The sequence below is a fragment of the Oricola indica genome (assembly GCF_019966595.1).
Taxonomy (GTDB): domain Bacteria; phylum Pseudomonadota; class Alphaproteobacteria; order Rhizobiales; family Rhizobiaceae; genus Oricola; species Oricola indica.
Genome location: NZ_JAINFJ010000005.1, coordinates 48,220 through 68,491, shown reverse-complemented (window position 1 = coordinate 68,491; position 20,272 = coordinate 48,220). Strand labels below are relative to the sequence as shown.

16 protein-coding genes are annotated in these 20,272 nt (G+C 62.2%); 5 read left to right on the top strand and 11 right to left on the bottom strand.

Annotated features, from left to right (window positions below; genetic code table 11):
* Positions 1-10: 10 nt before the first annotated feature.
* The 9 genes from LC343_RS14010 to chvE all read right to left on the bottom strand — a co-directional run bounded on the left by LC343_RS14010 (position 11) and on the right by chvE (position 11,288).
* Positions 11-928, bottom strand: a complete 918-nt coding sequence (locus LC343_RS14010) for an ABC transporter substrate-binding protein (protein ID WP_425420051.1) — start codon at positions 926-928, stop codon at positions 11-13.
* A gap of 269 nt (positions 929-1,197) precedes the next feature.
* Positions 1,198-2,703 carry an aldehyde dehydrogenase (NADP(+)) gene (locus LC343_RS14005; RefSeq protein WP_223477775.1) on the bottom strand — a complete coding sequence of 502 codons (1,506 nt, stop codon included), beginning with the start codon at positions 2,701-2,703 and terminating at the stop codon, positions 1,198-1,200.
* 23 nt (positions 2,704-2,726) lie between these two features.
* On the bottom strand, positions 2,727-3,623 hold the full coding sequence (locus LC343_RS14000; protein WP_428982571.1) for an SMP-30/gluconolactonase/LRE family protein: 897 nt from the start codon (positions 3,621-3,623) through the stop codon (positions 2,727-2,729).
* A 21-nt stretch (positions 3,624-3,644) separates the two neighbouring features.
* Positions 3,645-4,562 carry a dihydrodipicolinate synthase family protein gene (locus LC343_RS13995; RefSeq protein ID WP_223477773.1) on the bottom strand — a complete coding sequence of 306 codons (918 nt, stop codon included), beginning with the start codon at positions 4,560-4,562 and terminating at the stop codon, positions 3,645-3,647.
* A gap of 105 nt (positions 4,563-4,667) precedes the next feature.
* Positions 4,668-5,612, bottom strand: coding sequence for a Gfo/Idh/MocA family protein (locus tag LC343_RS13990; RefSeq protein ID WP_428982570.1), 945 nt, complete (start codon positions 5,610-5,612; stop codon positions 4,668-4,670).
* Entirely contained in the window at positions 5,609-7,351 is a 1,743-nt protein-coding gene (gene araD, locus LC343_RS13985) for an L-arabinonate dehydratase (RefSeq protein ID WP_223477771.1), read from the bottom strand. Before araD ends, LC343_RS13990 begins: the two co-directional genes overlap by 4 nt.
* A 5-nt stretch (positions 7,352-7,356) precedes the next feature.
* Entirely contained in the window at positions 7,357-8,601 is a 1,245-nt protein-coding gene (gene mmsB / locus LC343_RS13980; RefSeq protein WP_223477770.1) for a multiple monosaccharide ABC transporter permease, read from the bottom strand.
* Positions 8,602-8,611: 10 nt separating this feature from the next.
* On the bottom strand, positions 8,612-10,129 hold the full coding sequence (mmsA, locus tag LC343_RS13975) for a multiple monosaccharide ABC transporter ATP-binding protein (RefSeq protein ID WP_223477769.1): 1,518 nt from the start codon (positions 10,127-10,129) through the stop codon (positions 8,612-8,614).
* A 91-nt stretch (positions 10,130-10,220) separates the two neighbouring features.
* A complete protein-coding gene (gene chvE / locus LC343_RS13970) occupies positions 10,221-11,288 on the bottom strand; it encodes a multiple monosaccharide ABC transporter substrate-binding protein (RefSeq protein WP_223477768.1) in 1,068 nt (355 codons plus the stop codon).
* Between the two features lie 159 nt (positions 11,289-11,447).
* Between chvE and LC343_RS13965 the strand changes: the two genes are divergently transcribed.
* The 3 genes from LC343_RS13965 to LC343_RS13955 all read left to right on the top strand — a co-directional run bounded on the left by LC343_RS13965 (position 11,448) and on the right by LC343_RS13955 (position 16,204).
* The gene (locus LC343_RS13965) at positions 11,448-12,380 is read left to right on the top strand and encodes a LysR family transcriptional regulator (RefSeq protein ID WP_223477767.1); all 933 of its coding nucleotides are present in this window, start codon (positions 11,448-11,450) and stop codon (positions 12,378-12,380) included.
* A gap of 176 nt (positions 12,381-12,556) precedes the next feature.
* Positions 12,557-13,393, top strand: a complete 837-nt coding sequence (locus tag LC343_RS13960) for a universal stress protein (RefSeq protein ID WP_223477766.1) — start codon at positions 12,557-12,559, stop codon at positions 13,391-13,393.
* Between the two features lie 96 nt (positions 13,394-13,489).
* Positions 13,490-16,204: a cation-translocating P-type ATPase gene (locus tag LC343_RS13955; protein ID WP_223477765.1), complete on the top strand. Its 2,715-nt coding sequence runs from the start codon at positions 13,490-13,492 to the stop codon at positions 16,202-16,204.
* 15 nt (positions 16,205-16,219) lie between these two features.
* Here the strand turns inward: LC343_RS13955 and LC343_RS13950 are convergent, their stop codons facing one another.
* Entirely contained in the window at positions 16,220-16,903 is a 684-nt protein-coding gene (locus LC343_RS13950; protein WP_223477764.1) for a Crp/Fnr family transcriptional regulator, read from the bottom strand.
* A 247-nt stretch (positions 16,904-17,150) separates the two neighbouring features.
* Here LC343_RS13950 and LC343_RS13945 point away from each other — a divergent pair, with 247 nt between their 5' ends.
* Positions 17,151-18,002 (top strand): universal stress protein, encoded by an 852-nt coding sequence (locus tag LC343_RS13945; RefSeq protein ID WP_223477763.1) that lies wholly within the window; start codon positions 17,151-17,153, stop codon positions 18,000-18,002.
* 242 nt (positions 18,003-18,244) lie between these two features.
* Positions 18,245-19,213 (top strand): glucokinase, encoded by a 969-nt coding sequence (locus tag LC343_RS13940; protein WP_223477762.1) that lies wholly within the window; start codon positions 18,245-18,247, stop codon positions 19,211-19,213.
* 31 nt (positions 19,214-19,244) lie between these two features.
* Here the strand turns inward: LC343_RS13940 and LC343_RS13935 are convergent, their stop codons facing one another.
* Positions 19,245-20,180, bottom strand: a complete 936-nt coding sequence (locus tag LC343_RS13935; protein WP_223477761.1) for a 1-phosphofructokinase family hexose kinase — start codon at positions 20,178-20,180, stop codon at positions 19,245-19,247.
* Positions 20,181-20,272 lie beyond the last annotated feature (92 nt).

Here is a 20,272-nt window from a genome sequence, read left to right as displayed (position 1 = left end):
ATGCCGAAACCTAGTCAGCGGTGTGCAGGTCACCGGGAATGACGATCCACTTGTCGAGCTCGGTCGGGTTCTTCAGGTAGTCGAGGACCACCGGATAGATGAACTCGCCGACCGCCGAGCGCAGTTCGACCGAGGCATTGGCCTCGCCAGCGTCAAGAGCGTCCTTGATCGCGGGGACGTAGTCGACGGAGACCATCAGCACATCCTCGCCAGGCTTAAGACCGGCTTCCTTCATTGCCTGGATCGCACCAAGCTGCATGTTGTCGTTATGCGCGAAGGAAGCGCAAATGCCTTCGAGGTTGTTGGTCGACTTGATGAAGGCTTCCATCACCTTCTTGCCGCCGTCCGTCGTGAAGTCGCCAGACTGGCTTGCGACGATTTCCATCGCCGGGAACTGGTCGAGAACGGCCTCGAAGCCACCTTTGCGCTCGATGGCGGGTGCGGAACCGGTCGTGCCCTGGAGCTCGACCACTTTGCAATCGCCGAGCGATTCAGCCGCGAGCCATGCGCCGGCCAGTTTGCCCTCGAGGTTGAAGTCCGCGGAAATGCGCGTGACATAAAGCGACTTGTCCTCGACATCGACGTCACGGTCTACGAGGAAGACCGGAATTTCGGCTTCCTTGGCTTCGCGCAGCACCTGATCCCACCCGGTCACGACGACCGGCGCGATGATGATGGCGTCGACGCCCTGGGCGATAAAGGCGCGAACGGCCCGAAGCTGCTCTTCCTGCTTGCCCTGTGCGTTGGCGAATTTGAGATCGACGCCGTATTCCTTGGCGCTTTCCTGCATGTTGGCAGAGAAAGCCGGGCGCCAGTCGCCTTCCGAGCCGACCTGCGAGAAGCCGATCGTCTGCGCCAAGGCGGTACCTGACATGAAGGTGGTTGCGGCCAGCGCTGCGCCGGCAAGTGCGAATTTGCGTATCATAATATTTCCTCCCATGGATTCCGCCGGGAACCTCCTCCGAGGACAAGCCGGCGATGCATAATAATCGTATAGTAATATTATTAGACCGCCAACCGGGAATTGCCTTCCCGGGCGAAAAATCTTTCCAAATAACGTAATAAAATCAGTATATTGTTGGGAGTTCAGTCGCGCTTGGAAACGCTTCAAACCCGCGCGAAAAAATCCTTTCGCGCGGTTTGTTGAGCAGATTTCAGCGGACGCCGCCGAAGGCGGCGCCCTATGGTCTGTCTTGTCTACTTCAGGTCGTCCGGCAGCAATGCGTCCGGGATGTTCTGGAAACAGACGGGGCGCAGGAAGCGCCGAATTGACAGCGTGCCGACAGAGGTCGCTCCGAAATTGGTCGAGGCAGGATACGGGCCGCCATGCACCATGGAGTCGCAGACCTCGACGCCGGTCGGAAAACCGTTTGCGAGCAGACGGCCCGCCTTGCGTTCGAGGATCGGCATCAGTGTCTGGCTATCTGCGGTGTCCGCCGCGTCCATATGGATCGTGCAGGTGAGCTGGCCCTGCAGCGAACTGGCGATCGCCTGCATTTCGTCCAGATCCTTGACCGTGACGATCAGCCCGAGCGGGCCGAAGACCTCTTCGCCGAGGGCATGATTGGCCAGCCAGTCCGTGCCGGACACACGATAAAGGTAAGGCGTCGCGTTGCGCAGGTCGCAGGTCGAGGTGAGCAGATCCTGCACGCCCGCACTCGCGGCCACCCGGTCGCGGCCCGCGCGGTAGGCACCGGCGATGCCGTCGGTGAGCATGGTCTGCGCGCCGACCGGTTCCAATGCTTCGGTTGCTGCCTTGCAAAATGCATCGGCGTCCGGACCGTCGATGATAACGGCGATGCCGGGATTGGTGCAGAACTGGCCCGCGCCCATGGTCAGCGATCCGGCCCAACCCTTGGCGATCTCCCCGCCCCGGGCCTTTACGGCATTGGTCATCAGGAACATCGGATTGACGGAACCCAGTTCGCCGAAGAAAGGAATCGGCTCGGGGCGCGAGGCGCAGAGATCGAACAGCGCCCGCCCGCCGGCGAGCGAACCGGTGAAGCCGACGGCCCGGATCAACGGGTGGGTCACCAGCGCCTGGCCGGTCTCGCGCGTGCCGCCCTGGACCAGCGAGAAGACGCCCGGATGAAGGCCGCATTTCTTGATCGCAGCATCAATCGCCTGCGCGACGATCTCGCCAGTGCCCGGATGGGCGGAATGGCCCTTGACCACGACGGGGCATCCCGCCGCGAGCGCGGCCGCGGTATCCCCACCGGCCGTCGAGAAAGCGAGCGGGAAGTTGGACGCTCCGAACACCGCAACCGGTCCGATCGGACGCTGGATCATGCGCAGATCGGGGCGCGGCAACGGCTGACGGTCGGGCAGCGCCTCGTCATGCCGGCGGTCGAGGTAATCGCCCTCGAGAATGTGGCTTGCAAACAAGCGAAGCTGACCGGTCGTCCGTCCGCGCTCGCCTTCGAGCCTAGCCTCCGGCAAGCCGGTTTCGCTTGTGCCGATCGCGGTGATTTCCGCGCCACGCGCTTCGATCTCGTCGGCGATCGCGTTGAGGAACGCGGCCCGATCTTCCCGGCTGGAGTAGCCATAAGACACGAATGCGTCCTCGGCTGCTTTCACCGCCGTGTCTACATGCGCCGGCGTACCAACCGCGAATTCATGTGCGTCGCCATGTGCCGGTTCCGACGAGAACGTCGCGTCGCCTGATTTCCATTCGCCTGCAATAAGGTGTTTGCCTGAAAGCATGTCCTATCCTTTAATTCTTAGAGTCACGTGGCTGTCGGGAGCCGGAACTGCGGCTCCGGTCGCCCCTTGAAGCCGCCATCGATCACATAGGTGAAGCCCGAACCGGGGTCCGATGCGCGCGCGGCCTCGTCGTATCCTTCCCATGCCGTGGTCACAAGAAGGCGGTCGAGCCCCGGGCCGACAAATGCGGGGCAGCTGGTTTGCGCCGCCGGAACCTCGTAGGTGCGGACGGGTTGGCCATTGGGCGCGTAGCCGGAGACCGAGCCACCACCCCATGCGGCATTCCACAATACACCATCGGCATCCGTGACCGAACCGTCGAAATGGCCGCCGAGAGGAAGGTCCTTCTCGTGGAGAAACGGTTCCGGTTCGCCGGAGGGCAGACCCGTTCGGGCATCGACCCCTACCCGCCATATGGTATTGACTGCCGTATCCGCAAAATAGGCGGTGCGCCCGTCCGGGGCAAAGCAGATGGAGTTCGGAATCGTGATCTTGCGAAAGAGCGGGCGCAGTTCGGCGCCATCGAACCAGTAAATTGCGCCGGCCTGCCATTCGGCCCTTTTTCCCATCGTGCCGATCCACAGATTGCCCGACGGGTGTACGCGTCCATCATTGGAGCGCGTGGCGGAGTTGTCCGCCTCCAGTGGCGCCAGAAGCGACAATGCGCCGTCCGCGAGATCGCGAAGGTAGAGCCCGTCTTCCATGGCGAGCAATTGGCGCCCGTCATCCGTTCCCGCGACGACCGAAGCCATGCGCGGAAGCGCATGTTCGCTTGTCTCGCTTGTCGAAAAACGATGTTCGAACAGCGACTTGCCGACGATATCGAACCACCACGCGGTATCCGCCTGCGGATCGTAATACGGGCCTTCGCCGAGTTCGCAGCGACTGGCGGGAAGCTTCTGGGTTGTTGCCATGGTGATCGTCACGATCCCGGAACCCCTCTACTTGCCCCATTTCAGCGCGAGCACATCGAGATCGCGCGCAAGGGAAAGAAGACGATCGCGCGTGCGTTGCGACATCGGCTTGAGAGGATGGCGCACATAATCGCTGGCAATCACGCCGCCCTCCATGAACACGGTCTTGGCGGCGCGAAGGCCGCATTGGCGGTTCTCGTGGTTGATCAGCGGCAGGCAGAGTTTCCAATGCTCCAGCGCCGCCTCGTGGTTGCCCGCAAGATATTCGGTGACGATTGGGCCGATCTTTTCCGGGAACATGGCGGAGGTCATCGTTCCGGTTGCGCCCGCATCGAGATCCGCGAGAAGCGTGACCGCCTCCTCGCCGTCGAAGGGTCCTTCAATGTGATCGCCGGCAGCGTCGATCAACGCGGCCAGCTTGTCGGCGGCGAAGGGACACTCGATCTTGAAATAGGAAACGTTCTCCAGCTCACGCGCCATGCGCGCGAGCAGATCGATTGTCAGGTTCACGCCCGACAATGGTGCGTCCTGCACCATGATCGGTATCGAGATCGCGTCGTTGACCGCCTGGAAATGTTCGAAGATACCCTGCGGCGCAGCCTGCAATGCAGCGCCGTGATAGGGCGGCATCATCATGACCATGGCCGCGCCCATGCTTTCGGCATCCTTTGCGCGGCGTACGACAAGGTCGGTCCAGAAATGACTGATTGTCACGATGATCGGCACGCGACCGGCCGCGTGTTCGAGGCTTAGGCGCATGAGGAGCGCGCGTTCCTCGTCCGAAAGAAGAAACTGTTCGGAATAGTTGGCGAGGATGCAGATCGCATCGACCCCCTGGTCGATCATGCAGTCGATGACGCGGCGCATGCCGTCCTCATCGACCTTGCCGTCGGCGTGAAATGGCGTTGGCGCCACCGGGAGGATGCCGGAAAGGGCCTTTTTCAATTCAATTCTCCTGCAGTTCCGTTTGTTGCATCGGCGACGCTGAAAGATACGAGCCGGGCGGTATCGTTGCTGTCGGGTGTCGGCGTTTCCATGATCACTGCCCCGTCACCAGTCGAAAGGCTCGACGGCGACGCGGTGCCCCAACAGGAAAGCGTCGGCGACATGGATCATCGGAGCGAGATCCATATCCGTCCCGCCGGTTCGCACAAGCTCCGCCATCCTGGCGTAGAGGCGCGGATATTCTCCGTGCAGAGGATTGCCGTCCGTGTCGTTGCCGGCATGGATTTCACCATCGATCGAAAGCGTCGCGCCCCCTTCGGAAAGCACGAGCGTGCCCTCATCGGTCTCGGCTTCAATGGTCCAGATCTGGTCTCCGTCCTGTCGCCAGTCGAACACCGCGGACATGTCCGCGCCGTGCGGATGCGCGAAGGCGAGCGATGCGGCGATCGGCGTGCCGCGATTTTCGGGAAATTCGAGAACGGCTTTGGTCAGGTGAACCGGGTCCGGCAGGATTTCCGTGACGATGGACAATGCATTGATGCCCGGATCGAAGATGCCGAGGCCACCGGGATCCCAAATCCACTCCTGGCCCGGATGCCAGCGGCGCACATCCTCTTTCCAGACCACCTTGAGCGACCGGAGACGTTTGTTTTGCAGCCATTCCTTCGCCGCGCCGACCCTTGCAGCTTCGCGGGAGTGCCAGGTCGCGTAGATCGAAACCCCTGCCCTTTTCGCCATGGCGCCAAGCGTATGGCATTCGGCGAGTGTCGCGCCCGGCGGCTTTTCCAGCATGACATGCCGGCCGGCCTTCAGCGCCGATGACGCATAGGCGAAGCGCGGTACAGGCGGCAGGCACAGCGAGATGACCTCGATGTCGCGGCGCGCATCGAGGAGCGTGTCCATGTCCGTGAAGGCTTCGACACCTTCCACCGTTCCATGGCGGGACACCGTCGCCGCGAGTTCCCAGTCGGGCGACGCTTCGATCGAGGGAACGTGCTGATCGCGCGCGATCTTGCCGATTCCGACCAGGGCTATCTTCGTACTCATCAGTGCGAGTCCCTTCCGACGGGCGCGCCGCGGCACCCCCTCAGGAAGTCCAGATCCGCGCCCGTATCCGCGCCTTGCACATGGGTCTGGTGCAGCCACTCATATCCGGATGTCGGACGGTCGGCGGGTTCGGACCACTGCGCCAGGCGCGCCGCAAGCTCTTCGTCGGAGATGTCGAGGCGAATATGCCGGCCCGGAACATCGATTTCGATCATGTCGCCATTGCGAACGACGGCCAGCGGACCGCCGGTCGCCGCTTCCGGCGATGTATGCAATATCACCGTTCCGTAGGCCGTGCCGGACATGCGCGCATCGGAGATGCGGACCATGTCGGTGATCCCCTTTTTCAGGATCTTCGGCGGCAGGCCCATATTGCCGACCTCGGCCATGCCCGGATAGCCCTTCGGGCCGCAGTTCTTCAGAACGAGAATGCAGGTCTCGTCGACATCGAGGGCGTCGTCGTTGATGCGGGCCTTGTAGTCGTCGATATCCTCGAAGACGACGGCACGGCCGCGGTGCTGCAGGAGATGCGGCGACGCGGCGGACGGCTTGATGACGGCCCCTTTTGGCGCGAGATTGCCCTTGAGGACGGCGATGCCGCCCTGTTGCGTCAGGGCTTTTTCCACCGGGAGGATGACGTCCTCATTGTGGTTCACGACATCCTTCACCTGATCCCACATTGTCTCCCCGGAGACCGTGAGCGCGTCCTTGTGCAGCAGCCCGGCCTCGCCGAGGCGCTTCAGCACGACAGGCAGTCCGCCGGCATAGAAGAACTCCTCCATCAGATATTTGCCCGACGGCATGAGGTTGACGATGGTCGCGACGTCACGGCCGCAGCGGTCCCAATCGTCCAGAGAGAGGTCGATGCCGACACGTCCGGCAATCGCCAGCAGGTGGATGACCGCGTTGGTGGACCCGCCGATCGCGCCGTTGGTGCGGATCGCGTTCTCGAACGCGTTTTTGGTCATGACGTCGGAGGGTTTGAGATCGTCCTTGACCATCTGCACGATGCGCCGACCGGACAGTTGCGCCATGACCCGGCGCCGGCTGTCGACGGCCGGGATCGTGGCGTTTCCGGACAGCGCCATGCCAAGTGCCTCGGACATCGAGGCCATCGAGGACGCCGTTCCCATCGTGTTGCACGAGCCGGGCGAGCGCGACATCGAGGCTTCCGCCTCGAGAAAATCCTCGGCGGTCATTTCTCCGGCTTTCACCGCCTCGGAGAACTTCCAGAGATGCGTTCCCGATCCGACCCGCTCGCCCCGGAAATAACCATTCAGCATCGGGCCGCCGGTCACCACGATGGAGGGCATGTCGGTTGACGCGGCGCCCATCAGCAGGCTCGGGGTGGTCTTGTCGCAGCCGACGAGCAGGACGGCGCCGTCCATCGGCTGACCGCGCATCGCCTCCTCGACCGCGAGGGCGGCAAGGTTGCGGAACATCATCGCCGTCGGCCGGAACGAGCTTTCCGCCGCCGAAAAGACCGGTACTTCAACCGGGAAGCCGCCCGCCTCGTAGATGCCGTTCTTCACGCGCTCCGCGAGATCGCGCAGATGTGCGTTGCACGGCGTCAGTTCGGACCAGGTGTTCAGGATGCCGATCACCGGACGCCCGTCGAACATGTCGTGCGGGAATCCCTGGTTCTTCATCCAGCCGCGATGATAGATCTGGTCGCGGCCCGTGCCGCCGAACCATTCCTGCGAACGCAGCCTGCGGGGCCATTGCGCGGGTTTGAAACTCATACTCATCAACCCTGCTTCTGCTTGTTGTAAACATCGAAGACGACCGCCGCGAGCAACACGAGGCCCTTGATCATCTGCTGGTAGTCGATGCCGATGCCCATGATCGACATGCCGTTGTTGAGGACGCCCATCAGGAACGCTCCGACGACCGCGCCGACAATCGTGCCCACGCCGCCGGACATCGAGGCGCCGCCGATAAAGACCGCGGCGATAACGTCGAGTTCCAGCGCGAAGCCGGCTTTCGGCGTCGCCGTGTTCAGCCGTGCCGCGAAGACAAGGCCTGCCGCCGCGGCGAGAATGCCCATATTGACGAAGGCGAGAAATGTCAGGCGTTCCGTCTTGATGCCGGAGAGCTTGGCAGCCTTGGCGTTGCCGCCAAGCGCGTAGATCCTGCGGCCGATCACGGTGTTCTGGGTCAGGAATGCGTAGATGATGGTCAGCGCGCCCATCGTCAGAAGCACGTTGGGCAAGCCCCGGAAGGTCGAGAGCTTGTAGGTTATGAAGATGATCGCTGCCGCGACGATGGCGTTGCGCGCGACAAAGAAGCTGCGCGGCTCGTCGACAATGCCGTAGGAGCGGTTCCGCGCGCGCTGGCGCAGCCCGATCCAGACCAATGCGGCCGCCGCCAGGATGCCGAAGCCGAGCGCCAGCACATTCAGCCTGCGCACATCGAAGACGCCGGCCAATGCTTCACCCACGCCGGTGGGGAAAATATCGGCGACGAAGCCGTTTGCGATCACCTGGAATTCTCTCGGGAACGGCCCGACCGATTGACCTTCGAGCAGCCAGAGCGACAGTCCGCGAAAGACGAGCATGCCCGCCAGGGTGACGATGAAGGACGGTATCTTCCAGTAGGCGATCCAGTAGCCCTGGGCGGCGCCGATAAGGCCGCCGGCAACGAGGCAGACGATGATGGTCAGGAAGACAGACTGGTCCCAGTTCACGATCATCACGGCCGCGAGCGCGCCGATGAACCCCATCACCGAGCCGACCGAAAGGTCGATGTTACCCGACACGATGACCACCAGCATGCCCAGCGCCATGATGACGATATAGCTGTTCTGGAGCAGCAGGTTGGTGACGTTGACCGCGCGCAACAGGGTCCCGTCGGTGACGATCTGGAAGAACGCCATGATGGCGATCAATGCGAAAAGGAGCCCGTATTCGCGCAAATGCGAAGAGAGGTAATCGCGAACGCTCCTGCCCGACTCCGCCTTTTCGGCGCGTTCGCTGCTTTGAACCGCAGTCACGTCTTTCTCCCTACTCGTTGACAATGAGCGACATGATGCGCTCCTGGCTCGCTTCCGCGGCGGTGAGTTCGCCGACCAGCGCGCCTTCGTTCATCACGTAGATCCGGTCACACATTCCGATGAGTTCCGGCATTTCGGACGAGATCATCACGACGCCTTTTCCTTCGGCGGCGAGTTCGTTGATGATCGTGTAGATCTCGTATTTCGCCCCGACATCGATGCCGCGCGTCGGTTCGTCGAGGATCAGCACGTCCGGCCTCGTATTCAGCCATTTTGCGAGCACGACCTTCTGCTGGTTTCCGCCGGAGAGGTTGACCGCTTTCTGGAAGACCGTCGGTGTGCGTATCGCCAGCGCGTCGCGGTACTTTTCCGCGACCCGGGTTTCCTCGTTGCGATTGAGGACGCCACCCGAGGAGACACTCTCGAGATTGGCGAGCGTTGTGTTGAACCGCACGGTTTCGTCCAGCACGAGGCCCAGCGATTTGCGGTCTTCCGTGACATAGGAAATGCCCGCGTCGATGGCGCGGGGGACAGTGCCGACATCGACCGGCTGGCCGCGCAACCTTATCTCGCCCGTTATGTTGCGGCCGTAACTGCGGCCGAAGATCGACATGGCCAATTCCGTGCGGCCCGACCCCATGAGACCGGCGATGCCGACGACCTCACCGGAGCGCACGGTGAAGCACGCATCCTTGATGACGCGCCGGTCGGCGTGCTCCGGATGCCAGACGCTCCAGTTTTCGACTTCGAGCAGCACTTCGCCGGGCGAGCGCGCATGTTCGGGAAAGCGGTGCGTCATGTCGCGGCCGACCATGTCACGGACGATCCGGTCCTCGCCGAGACCATCCGCTGCATCGAGCGTCGAAATGGTGGTTCCGTCCCGGATCACGGTCACGGTGTCGGCGACATAGCCGACTTCGCCGAGCTTGTGGGAAATGATGATGCAGGTGACGCCTTGCGCTTTCAGTTCCAGCATCAGGTCGAGCAGCTTGCGGCTGTCGTTTTCCTGCAGGGCGGCTGTCGGCTCGTCCAGGATCAGCAGCTTGACGTCCTTGGAGAGCGCCTTCGCGATCTCGACAAGCTGCTGCTTGCCGACGCCGATGCTGTCGACCTTGGAGGTTGGCGGTTCGTTCAGGCCGACCTTGGCGAGAAGCTCTTCCGTTCGCCGGTTCGTCTCGCGCCAGTCGATCACGCCACGAACGGCGCGCTCGTTGCCCAGGAAGATGTTCTCGGCGATCGACAGTTGCGGCACGAGTGCCAGTTCCTGGTGAATGATGATGATGCCGCGCGCTTCGCTGTCCCGAATATCGCGAAACGCGACAGGTTCGCCCTCGAAGACGATCTCGCCCTCGTAGCTGCCGGCGGGATAGACGCCGGACAGGACCTTCATCAGCGTCGACTTGCCGGCGCCGTTTTCGCCGCAGATCGCGTGGATCTCGCCCTGCCGAACGGCGATGCTCACCCGGTCGAGCGCCCGGACGCCCGGAAACTCCTTGGTGATCTCGCGCATTTCAAGAAGTGTGCTCATGGCGCACGAAAACTCGGGATGGTCGTTGATTTTGTTTGCTCCTCCCCGCCGATCTGGACGGCGAGGAGGAGCATGCTCGTTCAGGAAGAGATTACTTGATCTGATCCATCGTGTAGTAACCGCTTCCGATCAGGATTTCTTCCCAATTGGATGCGTCGACCGACACCGGCTCGAGCAGGTAGGACGGCACCACCTTGACCCCGTTGTCATAGGTCTTGGTGTCGTTGATTTCCGGCTCGCCGCCTTCGAGAAGCGCATTGACCATGCCCACGGTGACACGGGCGAGTTCGCGCGTGTCCTTGAACACCGTCGAGTACTGTTCGCCGGCAAGGATCGACTTGACCGACGGCACTTCCGCGTCCTGACCGGTCACGATCGGCATCTGCTGGTCTCCCGAGCCGTAGCCGACGCCCTTGAGCGAAGACAGGATGCCGATGGACAGACCGTCATAAGGCGACAGGACACCATGCAACTGCGTGTCGGTGTAATGGGCCGAGAGAAGGTTATCCATGCGGGCCTGCGCCACCGCGCCGTCCCAGCGCAGCGTGCCAACCGTATCCATGCCCATCTGGCCGGATACGATGTTGATCTTGCCGTCGTCGATCAGCGGCTGGAGGACGCTCATCGCGCCGTCGTAGAAGAAGTATGCGTTGTTGTCGTCGGGCGAGCCGCCGAACAGCTCCACATTCCAGGCTTCGGCGTCCGGATAGCGTTCTTCCAGACCCTGGACCAGCGAATTGGCCTGCTGCACGCCGACCTTGAAGTTGTCGAACGTCGCGTAATAATTGACATCCGGGCTATCGCGGATCAGGCGGTCATAAGCGATGACCGGAATACCGAGCGCGGCGGCGTTTGCAAGGGCGTTGGAAAGCGTCGTGCCGTCGATGGCGGCGATCACGAGAGCATCGACCTCTTTCGTGATCATGTTCTCGATCTGCGCGAGCTGGTTCGGAATGTCGTCCTCGGCATATTGCAGGTCGGCGCTGTAGCCAGCCGCCTCGAACTGCTCGACCATCGAGTTTCCATCCGAGATCCAGCGTGCGGACGATTTGGTCGGCATCGCGATGCCGATCGTGCCCTTGTCCTGCGCAATTGCCGGAGCGGCAAGCAGACCAGCGCCAAAGGCAAGCGCGGTCATTGCGGAAAGCAGTTTCCTCATGAAATCCTCCCAGGGAATAAGTGGCCGCCGGCAGATCCTCCTCGCAGGCGACGCTGTTTCGGGTGTCGAGTAACACCCGGCGCAGACGCTAATGCATCGTGAGCTTGCGCATCAATTAATTAGATTGACAATCTGCATACCAACTTTGATATGCAAACTATGCAAAACTTGGCCAACCGCCTCCAGATACGCGATTTTCGTCTCGTCCAAGCCATCGCAAGCACCGGCCAGCTGGCGCTGGCCGCGGAACGACTGGCGATCACGCAGCCGGCCGCATCGCGCATGCTGGCCAGTCTTGAAAAGCTGATCGGCGTTCCGCTCTTCGTCCGTCACCCGAAGGGTATGACGCCGACACCGACCGGAGAGACGCTGGCCCGAAATGCGAATTCACTTCTCCACGGCCTGGATCTGACGCTCCAGGAAACCGAGGCGGCGATCTCCGGGCGCGCGGGGTCGGTCCGGGTCGGGTCGGTGACCGGTGGCGCGGTTGGTTTCGTCGTTCCCGCCATTCAGCAGCTGAAGCGGATGGCCGAGGGCGCGGACATTCACGTCGATGTCGCGCCGAGCGATGTGCTGATCGGTGGATTGCTAAGCGGGGACTATGATTTCGTCCTGTCGCGTATCCCGCCGGGAACGGATGCGCGGCAATTCGCCGTGAAGCGCGGAAGGGTCGAGATCATCCGCTTCCTGGTTCGCCGCGACCATCCGCTCACCCGCAGGGAAAAACTCACGATCGCGGATATGGAAGGATGGGAGTGGGTTATCCAGGCGCCGCATACGCCGATGCGCCAGGCTGTCGAGGAGGTCTTCTTCTCGTCCGGCACCCCCCTGCCCTCCGAAATCGTGAACACGACGTCGCTGCTGGTCATGATCGGCTATCTCGATTCCACGGATGCCGTCGCACCGATCACGCGAGAGGTGGCGGAACTCGTCGCGCCAAAGGGCGCACAGGGCCGCTTTGTGGCGCTGGATCTCGACGAGCCGATCGTCATTCATCCGTATCATATGATATCGTTGAAGAGCCACACGCTGAGCCCGTTGGCGACACGGCTTCGCGACCTGATCCTGGACGGATTGTCGCTATCCGGATAGGCGAAACGCGTTTCAGGCACCCGCTCGTCACAGAAGGGTCGCGAGGCGCGGTTTGACAGACATCAAGGCTCTTCGTGTTGTCCGCAGTCATGCTGCGGGACACCGATGAATCGGTGGTGGATGCAAGGCAGATACAGGCTCCGGCTCTCGCCACCGTTCAAGAAAGGCTGAAAGATATGGTTCCGAAAACACTTTTCATCGTGATGGATAGCGGGCAACCGACCGACAGCGTCGCGCGTGCGATTTCGCTTTGCCAGCAGAACGGCAGCCATCTTGCCGTGCTTGTCGTCGGGATTGCACTTCCCGCCAGTGCGACCGCCTATGGTGCCGTGCCGGCGGATACATGGTCCGAGGAGCGCGAAAAGGGCCGTGCCGTTGCAGTGGCGAAAGCGTCCGACATCGAAGCGTTGATGGCCGAGGCCGGCGTCTCCGGCGATGTCTCCACCTATTACTGCGACGAAGGCCAGATAGCCGATATTGTCGGCATGCGTGCCCGCTACACGGATCTCGGTCTCTTCATGCCGACTTCCGATCAGGACAAGCGCCTCTCCGACAAGGCGTTGGAAGGTTTCGTCTATCAGAGCGCCCGCCCGTTCCTCGTCGCTCCTTCCGGTTGCGACCTGACCCTGAAGCCGAAACGGGTGATGATCGCGTGGAACGCGACACGCGAGGCCGCCAGAGCCGTCCACGATTGCATGGACATGCTCGGAAGTGCCGAGACGGTCCATGTGGCCCTTGTCGATCCGGTGGCGTCCGAATTCGACCAGGGCGAAGAACCCGGCAGCGATATCGCGGCGTATCTCGCCCGTCATGGTGCGAATGTCACCGTCGATGTTCTCGCATCGGCGGGTCGGAGCGTTGCTGATGCGCTCGTTCAGCACGCGACCGATCTCGATGTCGATCTGATTGTCGCGGGCGCCTATGGGCATTCGCGCCTGCGTGAATTCTTCTTCGGTGGTGCGACACGCGACTTGCTTGCCAATGAACGTTTCACGGTACTGATGGCGCACTGACGATCCGCACTCTATGAAAGCGCACTTGCGCCGCTCCTGCGCGGCGCGAGTGTGCGTCGCATCAGGAAGAACCCGGAGTGATCCCGGACCCCGTTCATGACCATCGCCTCTTCGAACACAGACGAGACATCGCGAAATGACGGTGCCGTGCCGGAAGCGCCGTATTCCATAGCCGTTGCGGATTTTTTCCAGATGCTGGAGGTCGATCCGGCGCGCGGGCTGTCCGGCGACGAAGCTGCGGCGCGGCTCGGACGGTTCGGACCGAACGCGCTGCGGAAGAAGGCGCGCCAGAATGTCCTGATCATTCTGCTGAACCAGTTTCGAAGCCCCATCGTCTACCTGCTGGTCGCTGCCGCCGCCTTGGCGCTGCTGTTCGGCGAGACCGTGGAGTTCGTCGCCATCGTGGCCGTCTTGCTCATCAATGCGGCGATCGGGTTTATCACGGAGATACAGGCCGTCCGTTCGATGGAGGCGCTGCGCGAACTGACCAGCCGGAACACGCTGGTACGGCGTGACGGGACGATCGTTTCGATATCCGCCGAGAAGCTGGTGCCGGGCGATGTCGCGATCATCGACGCCGGCGATGTCATCGCGGCGGATATGCGCGTCGTGTCATCCGCCAATCTCTCGGCCGATGAATCCGCGTTGACCGGGGAATCGATGCCGGTCTCGAAGTCGGTAGACCCCGTGGCGTCGGAGACTGTCCTCGCCGACCGGACCTGCATGTTGTTCAAGGGCTGTGCGATCACGGGCGGAACCGGCGAGGCCGTCGTCACGGCCACCGGCATGAACACCGAACTCGGCCGGATCACCCGGCTCGTGGAGGAATCGGAGCCCGAGCGGTCGCCGCTCGAGCGGCAACTTGCGCTTCTCAGCCGGCATCTCATCTGGCTCACCCTCGTGGTCACGGCGATCGTCGCGATCAGCGGCGTTATCGCCGGTCAGGATCTGGTGCTGATGGTGGAATCCGCGGTCGCGCTTGCCGTGGCGGCCATTCCCGAAGGATTGCCGATCGTCGCCACGCTCGCACTTGCGCGCGGCATGTTGCGGATGGCCCGTCACAACGCCCTGATCGAGCAATTGTCGGCCGTGGAAACGCTCGGCGCGACAACCGTGATCCTGACGGACAAGACGGGCACGCTGACCGAAAACCGGATGCATGCCGACCGCATCGTCACTGCGAGCGGGGAGATGACATTCGACCGGCACACCAGGTCGTTTCTGCTCGACGGGCGTCCGATCCAACCGCAGCCGAACCAGGACACCGGTCTGGTCCTGCGCAACGCGGCCCTGTGCAACAATGCGTCGCTCGGGCGGGACGGTGCGGCATCGACCGGTGACCCGATGGAAATCGCGCTGCTGGAAGCTGCCTCTGCCGGCGGCTTCGACCGCGACCGCCTCCTGGCGACATGTCCCGAAACCGCCGAGCACGCCTTCGATACGCATACGCGCATGATGGCGACGCTGCATGAATGCGAAGGTCGGCAACTGGTTGCGGTGAAGGGCGCGCCGGAGGCGGTGCTAGACCACGTTGTCGATGTCGCCAATGGCGACGGGACCCGCCCGTTCGACCGCGATCAGAGACGACACTGGGCAACGGTCTGCAAGGTGCTCGCCCTGCAGGGTCTGCGCCTGCTCGCAATTGCAGGCAAGACCACGGATGATGGGACCGCGCCGGTTTACGAGGGGCTTACGCTTTACGGCATTGTCGGCTTCCAGGACCCTCCCCGGTCGGACATATCCGGTGCGATTTCCGATGCGCGGCGCGCGGGGATATCGGTGGTGATGGTGACGGGCGATCACGCGGCAACCGCATCCCACATCGCGGAGGCCGTCGGGCTGGCCGATGGCGACGATGGTGTCGTCGAAGGGCGCGATCTCAAACCCTATGACGAGATGACCGGCGAGGACCGCGACCGTGCTCGTGCAGCGCGCGTTTTCGCGCGGGTCGATCCGGAACAGAAACTCGCACTCATCAGGCTGCATCAGGAAGCCGGTGAAGTCGTCGCCATGACGGGAGACGGCGTCAATGACGCGCCGGCGCTGCGGAAGGCGGATATCGGCGTTGCTATGGGGCTGCGGGGAACACAGGTGGCGCGCGAGGCCGCGGATCTCGTTTTGCGCGACGACGCCTTTTCGACGATCATCCACGCAGTCCGCGAAGGCCGGCTGATATACACCAATATCAGGCGCTTCACGACCTATCTTCTGTCCTGCAATCTCAGCGAGATCCTGATCGTCGGTATAGCGGTCATGAGCGGGTTGCCGCTCCCTCTCCTGCCTTTGCAGATCCTGTTTCTGAACCTGGTCACCGACGTCTTTCCGGCGTTCGCGCTGGGAACGGTCGAGGCCGACCGCAATGTGCTGGCGCGCCCGCCGCGTCCGCCATCCGAGCCGATCCTTGCGCGCGGTCAGTGGATCGCAATCGTGGCGCATGGCTGTGTGATTTCCGCTGTCACGCTCAGCGCGCTGGGAATTGCCGTCTATCTGTTCGGGATGGAGGGCGATACGGTGACGACGATGAGCTTCTACACGCTCGCCCTCGCGCAGCTCTGGCACGTGTTCAACATGCGCAATTGGCGCGACAGGCTGCTGACCAGTCAGGTCACGCGAAACAGCTATGTCTGGCTGGCGATCGGACTATGCCTTGCGATTCTCGCGGTCGCCGATCTGCAACCGATGATCGCCGAAGCCCTGCGCCTGGCCGAATTGCCGGCCCGCGCATGGCTCGTGGTGATCGGTCTGAGTGTCGTGCCCGTTATTCTGCGCGAAATGGCTGCGATCGTCGTCAGGCTGAGGCGCCATCGCTAACCGTCGAAACGGCCGTCACGCCTTGAGTTTTCCGGTGCCGTACATGGATTCGAGATCCTCGCGCATCTCTCCGGTCAGTTCGACGAGCTCGGACGCGTTGACCAGTTCGAAGTGGTTGGTGTCGATCGGACGGAGGATTTGCTTGCGCACCAGCGTCTGCAAATTCCGGCTGAGCGTTTCCGGCGTCGTGCCGAGATAGGCCGCAATATCGCGACGGCCGATCGGCAGCGCGATAATGACATGAGGGATCTTGTCGCCGCTGTGGCAGAACCGGTTGTCCGAGCGTTGCGACAGGATGAAGAGAAATGTCGCGACGCGCTGCATGGTCGTATGACACGAGGTCATCGCCGCCCATTCGCGCGCGGCATCCAGTTCATCGAGCGTGTTCAGCAGAAGGGCATGTTCGACTTCGGGATGTCGGGCGATGAAACCCTCGAAAGCCTGCCTGCCGAGGCTGCACAAGGTCACGTCGGTCGCCGCCTCGTAGGAAAACCGGGATGTTTCCGCATAGGCGCGCCCGAAAAAGTCGGAGGGGAACAGGAGACCGACAATGTTCTGCTGGCCCGACATGGACATGTTGGTCAGTTTCACCACGCCGCTGACGACATTGCCGACAATGTCCGCCTCATCGCCCTGGGCGACAATCACCGTGCCCTTCTCGAAGTTGCGAGTGTGCGAAAGCCTGGACAGTTCCTGCATTGCCTCGGCGGACGCGGCGCGACAGATCGACCGATGATGTACGGGGCACTGTTCGCACTTCCCGCAAGAGCCGAGTTTCATAACTGTTTCGTTCATCGTCGCATCGATCCGTCCGCAGCCGCACCAAACCACCAGTCGCAGCGATTAAAGTCAATTGAATGAACGTTGCCGTCGCATTTGCGCTTCAACGAACGGCCGATTGATCGCGATCAATGCCCCGCACGGCAGCCGGGCGCGAGATGTGGTCTTGAGGTCGGAGCAATCGCGAGAGGCCGAAGTGTCCTACCAGAACATCCTTGCCCATCTTGAATTCGATGGCCGGTCGGACAACCGCCTCAATTACGCGACGGATCTCGCCGGCGAACTTGATTCCTATCTCATCGGTTTCACGGCAACAGCGCTCAGGCCGGTCCATGTCAGCGACATGGAGGTTGCAGCCGATCAGGCCTACCGAGATGAGGCGGATGGCCTGAATGTGCGACGGTTCAACGATCTCCGGCAGCAATTCATGGACGTCGCGGGCGACGGGCAGAACTCCGGCTGGCGGCAATCGCAAGACCTGCCGACAAAAGCGCTGCTTCTGCATGCCCGTGCCGCGGATCTTGTCGTTTCCGGCACGCCTCAAGGCGCATCGCCCGGCGACAGCTACCGGGCCGTCGATCCCGGCGAACTGGTCTGCAATGCCGGGCGGCCCGTCCTGTTCGTCGGTGAACGATCCGAGTTTCGTCACCCGTCGCTGACGATCATCGGCTGGAAGGATACGCCGCAGGCCCGCCGGGCGGTCTCTTCCGCCCTGCCCTTTCTGCATCTCTCGGACACAGTCATGGTTCTCTCGATCGGCGAAGATCACGGCGATGTCGATGATTCCGGAGCACGGGACGTTGTCCGCTACCTGCTGCGTCACGGGATCGCCGCGGAGGCGCAGGCGATCACGGCAAGAAACGCGTCGGAAGCGTTTATCGACGCGGCGCATGCGAGGCATGCGGATCTCGTCGTCGCCGGCGCCTTCGGCCACAGCCGGCTTCGCGAACGGGTTTTCGGCGGATTCACCTATGCCTTGCTGATGCAATCCGACCTCAACCGCCTCATGGTCGGGTAGCCATTGGCTGCTCAACGCGGTTATTACTCACCGGGGCGCAGGCTTTGGCGTGCCGTTGCCCGCGCTCTTGGGGCAATCCGCTCCATTGATGCCGGTCAAGGCGTCGTCCGGTCGATTTACGTTACCGATGGATCACCACGGTTCGTGCAGAGACCTGGGATGGATGATCAGAGATTGGCGGGCGGCCATGCCTGCAATTGAACGTGCCGCACGGACCGAATGAAGCAGGAGGACCGCAACTGATGCAAGCCAGCAAGCGCAAAGCAATCATCGGCGACATCGGCGGCACGCATGCCCGTTTCGCGATTTGCGATATCGACGAATTGTCGGTCGAGCATTTCGCGGTGTTTCGCACCGACATGTTCTCTTCCCTGCCCGACGCCGTTGTGCATTACCTTGAATCCATTCCGGACAATCCGGATATCGCCGGATTTTCCATAGCTGATCCGGTGGCGGGCGGGCGTATGGGCGTCGAGAACACCCCGTGGAGCTTCACGCCGGAAGATCTTCAGGCGGCCTGCGGCGCCAAGAAGGTCCATTTCGTCAACAATTTCGAAGCGCTCGCGCTCGTCCTGCCCTATCTCAATGCGCATGACCGTTGTCAGATCAACGCCGGAACCGCCATCGACGGCGCACCGAAGGTCGTGCTCGGCATCGGCGGAGAATTCGGCACCGCATCGCTGATCGAAGCGTCCGGCAAGCATATCCCGATTTCAGGTAATGCCGGACATTCCGCCTTTGCCGCGACGAATGAACGGGAGATGGCGGTCCTGTCGAAAGTCGCCGGGAATTACGGCTACGCGCCGCTTCAATCGGTGCTGTCCGGACGCGGTCTCGAAGCGATCCATGCAACCCTTGCCGACATCGAAGGACTGCCGGAGCCGGTGGCGTCGGCATCCGAGATCATCGATCTGGCCTTGGAGGACGATGACGCGCTTGCGGTCGATACGCTGGATTGTTTCGTTTCGATCCTCGCCCGCGTCACTGGCGACATGGCGCTGCTGCATGACGCACGCGGCGGCGTATATATCGGTAGAGGTATTACGCCGAAGATATTGAAATTGCTGGATAGCGACCGCTTCCGGGAAATCTATTTTGACAAGGGGGCGATGTCCGGTCTCCTCGCCTCGATCCCGGTTTACGCGATTCTCGCCAATGATGCGGGATTGCGCGGGGCGGCGATTTCGACGTCCGACGCATTCCCGATGTAGGCCAGTCGCGCTTCGGGGAAATTTCCCGCTGTCAGCCGTGCACGCGGGTCACACCGTGCTCATAGAGCATCATGACATCCTGCTTGCGGCACAGTTCCGTGCCGGGCGTCATCACGGCGGCCGAGCCGGCAGCAATGCCGAAGCGGAAGGCCTCGTGCATCGTATGTCCCTGCGACAACCACCAGACCATGCCGGCGACGAAACTGTCGCCCGCGCCGACGGCCGAGGCTTCGCGGACATGGATGGAGCGCATCCGCACGACCCCGTCCGCATTGGCGAGGAACGCGCCGCCCTTGCCCATCGAGACGGCAATGTTCTCCGCGGCGCCGCGCGATACGAGTTCGACCGCGGCATCGGATGCGCTTGACTCGTCGAGCCGCTCGCCGATCAGTTTCTCCAACTCGCTCATTGACGGCTTCAGCAGGAAGATCCTTGCATGATCGACCGTCTGGCGCAGCGCTTCGCCGGACGTGTCGAGGATGAAACGGATGCCCTTTTCATGCGCGACGGCGGCCATGCGCCGATAGGTATCGTCCGGCGCTCCGTTCGGAAGGCTGCCGCTGGCGACGATATAATCGCCATCGAATGCCTCGATGAATTCGTGCACCGGCTCTATTTCGGCCGGATCGACGGTCGGGCCTTCCGGTACGAAGCGGTATTCGAAATTGGTGGTCAGCTCGTGCACCATCAGCGCGATTCGATTGTCGCCTTGCATCGGAATGCGATGGCGGGCGATGTCGTATTGGGCGAGAAGTCCGTCATAAAGCGGACCCGTCGTGCCGCCGGACAGATAGAGAAGTTCGGCGCGTCCACCGAGTTCCGCGATCACCCGGGCGACGTTGGCCCCGCCGCCGCCGGCATAATGCTTCTGGTTCTCGGTGCGGGTCTTCAGCGTTGGGCGCACATGCTCTGCGTCGCAACTGACGTCGATGGCGGGATTGAGGGCGATTGTGAGAATTCGTTCCATGGCCGCTGCCGTTTCCTAGCGTGAAACATTACGGGCCGGAGAACCGGCCCGTTTTGCAGATGTGTATCAGACGGAAAGCACCGGGGACACCC

What these genes read in the sequence shown, in the direction of transcription:
- LC343_RS14005 (WP_223477775.1), bottom strand. Translation starts at nt 2,703, where the DNA reads ATGCTTTCAGGCAAACACCTTATTGCAGGCGAATGGAAATCAGGCGAC.
- araD (WP_223477771.1), bottom strand. Translation starts at nt 7,351, where the DNA reads ATGAGTTTCAAACCCGCGCAATGGCCCCGCAGGCTGCGTTCGCAGGAA.
- mmsA (WP_223477769.1), bottom strand. Translation starts at nt 10,129, where the DNA reads ATGAGCACACTTCTTGAAATGCGCGAGATCACCAAGGAGTTTCCGGGC.
- chvE (WP_223477768.1), bottom strand. Translation starts at nt 11,288, where the DNA reads ATGAGGAAACTGCTTTCCGCAATGACCGCGCTTGCCTTTGGCGCTGGT.
- LC343_RS13965 (WP_223477767.1), top strand. Translation starts at nt 11,448, where the DNA reads ATGCAAAACTTGGCCAACCGCCTCCAGATACGCGATTTTCGTCTCGTC.
- LC343_RS13960 (WP_223477766.1), top strand. Translation starts at nt 12,557, where the DNA reads ATGGTTCCGAAAACACTTTTCATCGTGATGGATAGCGGGCAACCGACC.
- LC343_RS13955 (WP_223477765.1), top strand. Translation starts at nt 13,490, where the DNA reads ATGACCATCGCCTCTTCGAACACAGACGAGACATCGCGAAATGACGGT.
- LC343_RS13950 (WP_223477764.1), bottom strand. Translation starts at nt 16,903, where the DNA reads ATGCAGGAACTGTCCAGGCTTTCGCACACTCGCAACTTCGAGAAGGGC.
- LC343_RS13940 (WP_223477762.1), top strand. Translation starts at nt 18,245, where the DNA reads ATGCAAGCCAGCAAGCGCAAAGCAATCATCGGCGACATCGGCGGCACG.
- LC343_RS13935 (WP_223477761.1), bottom strand. Translation starts at nt 20,180, where the DNA reads ATGGAACGAATTCTCACAATCGCCCTCAATCCCGCCATCGACGTCAGT.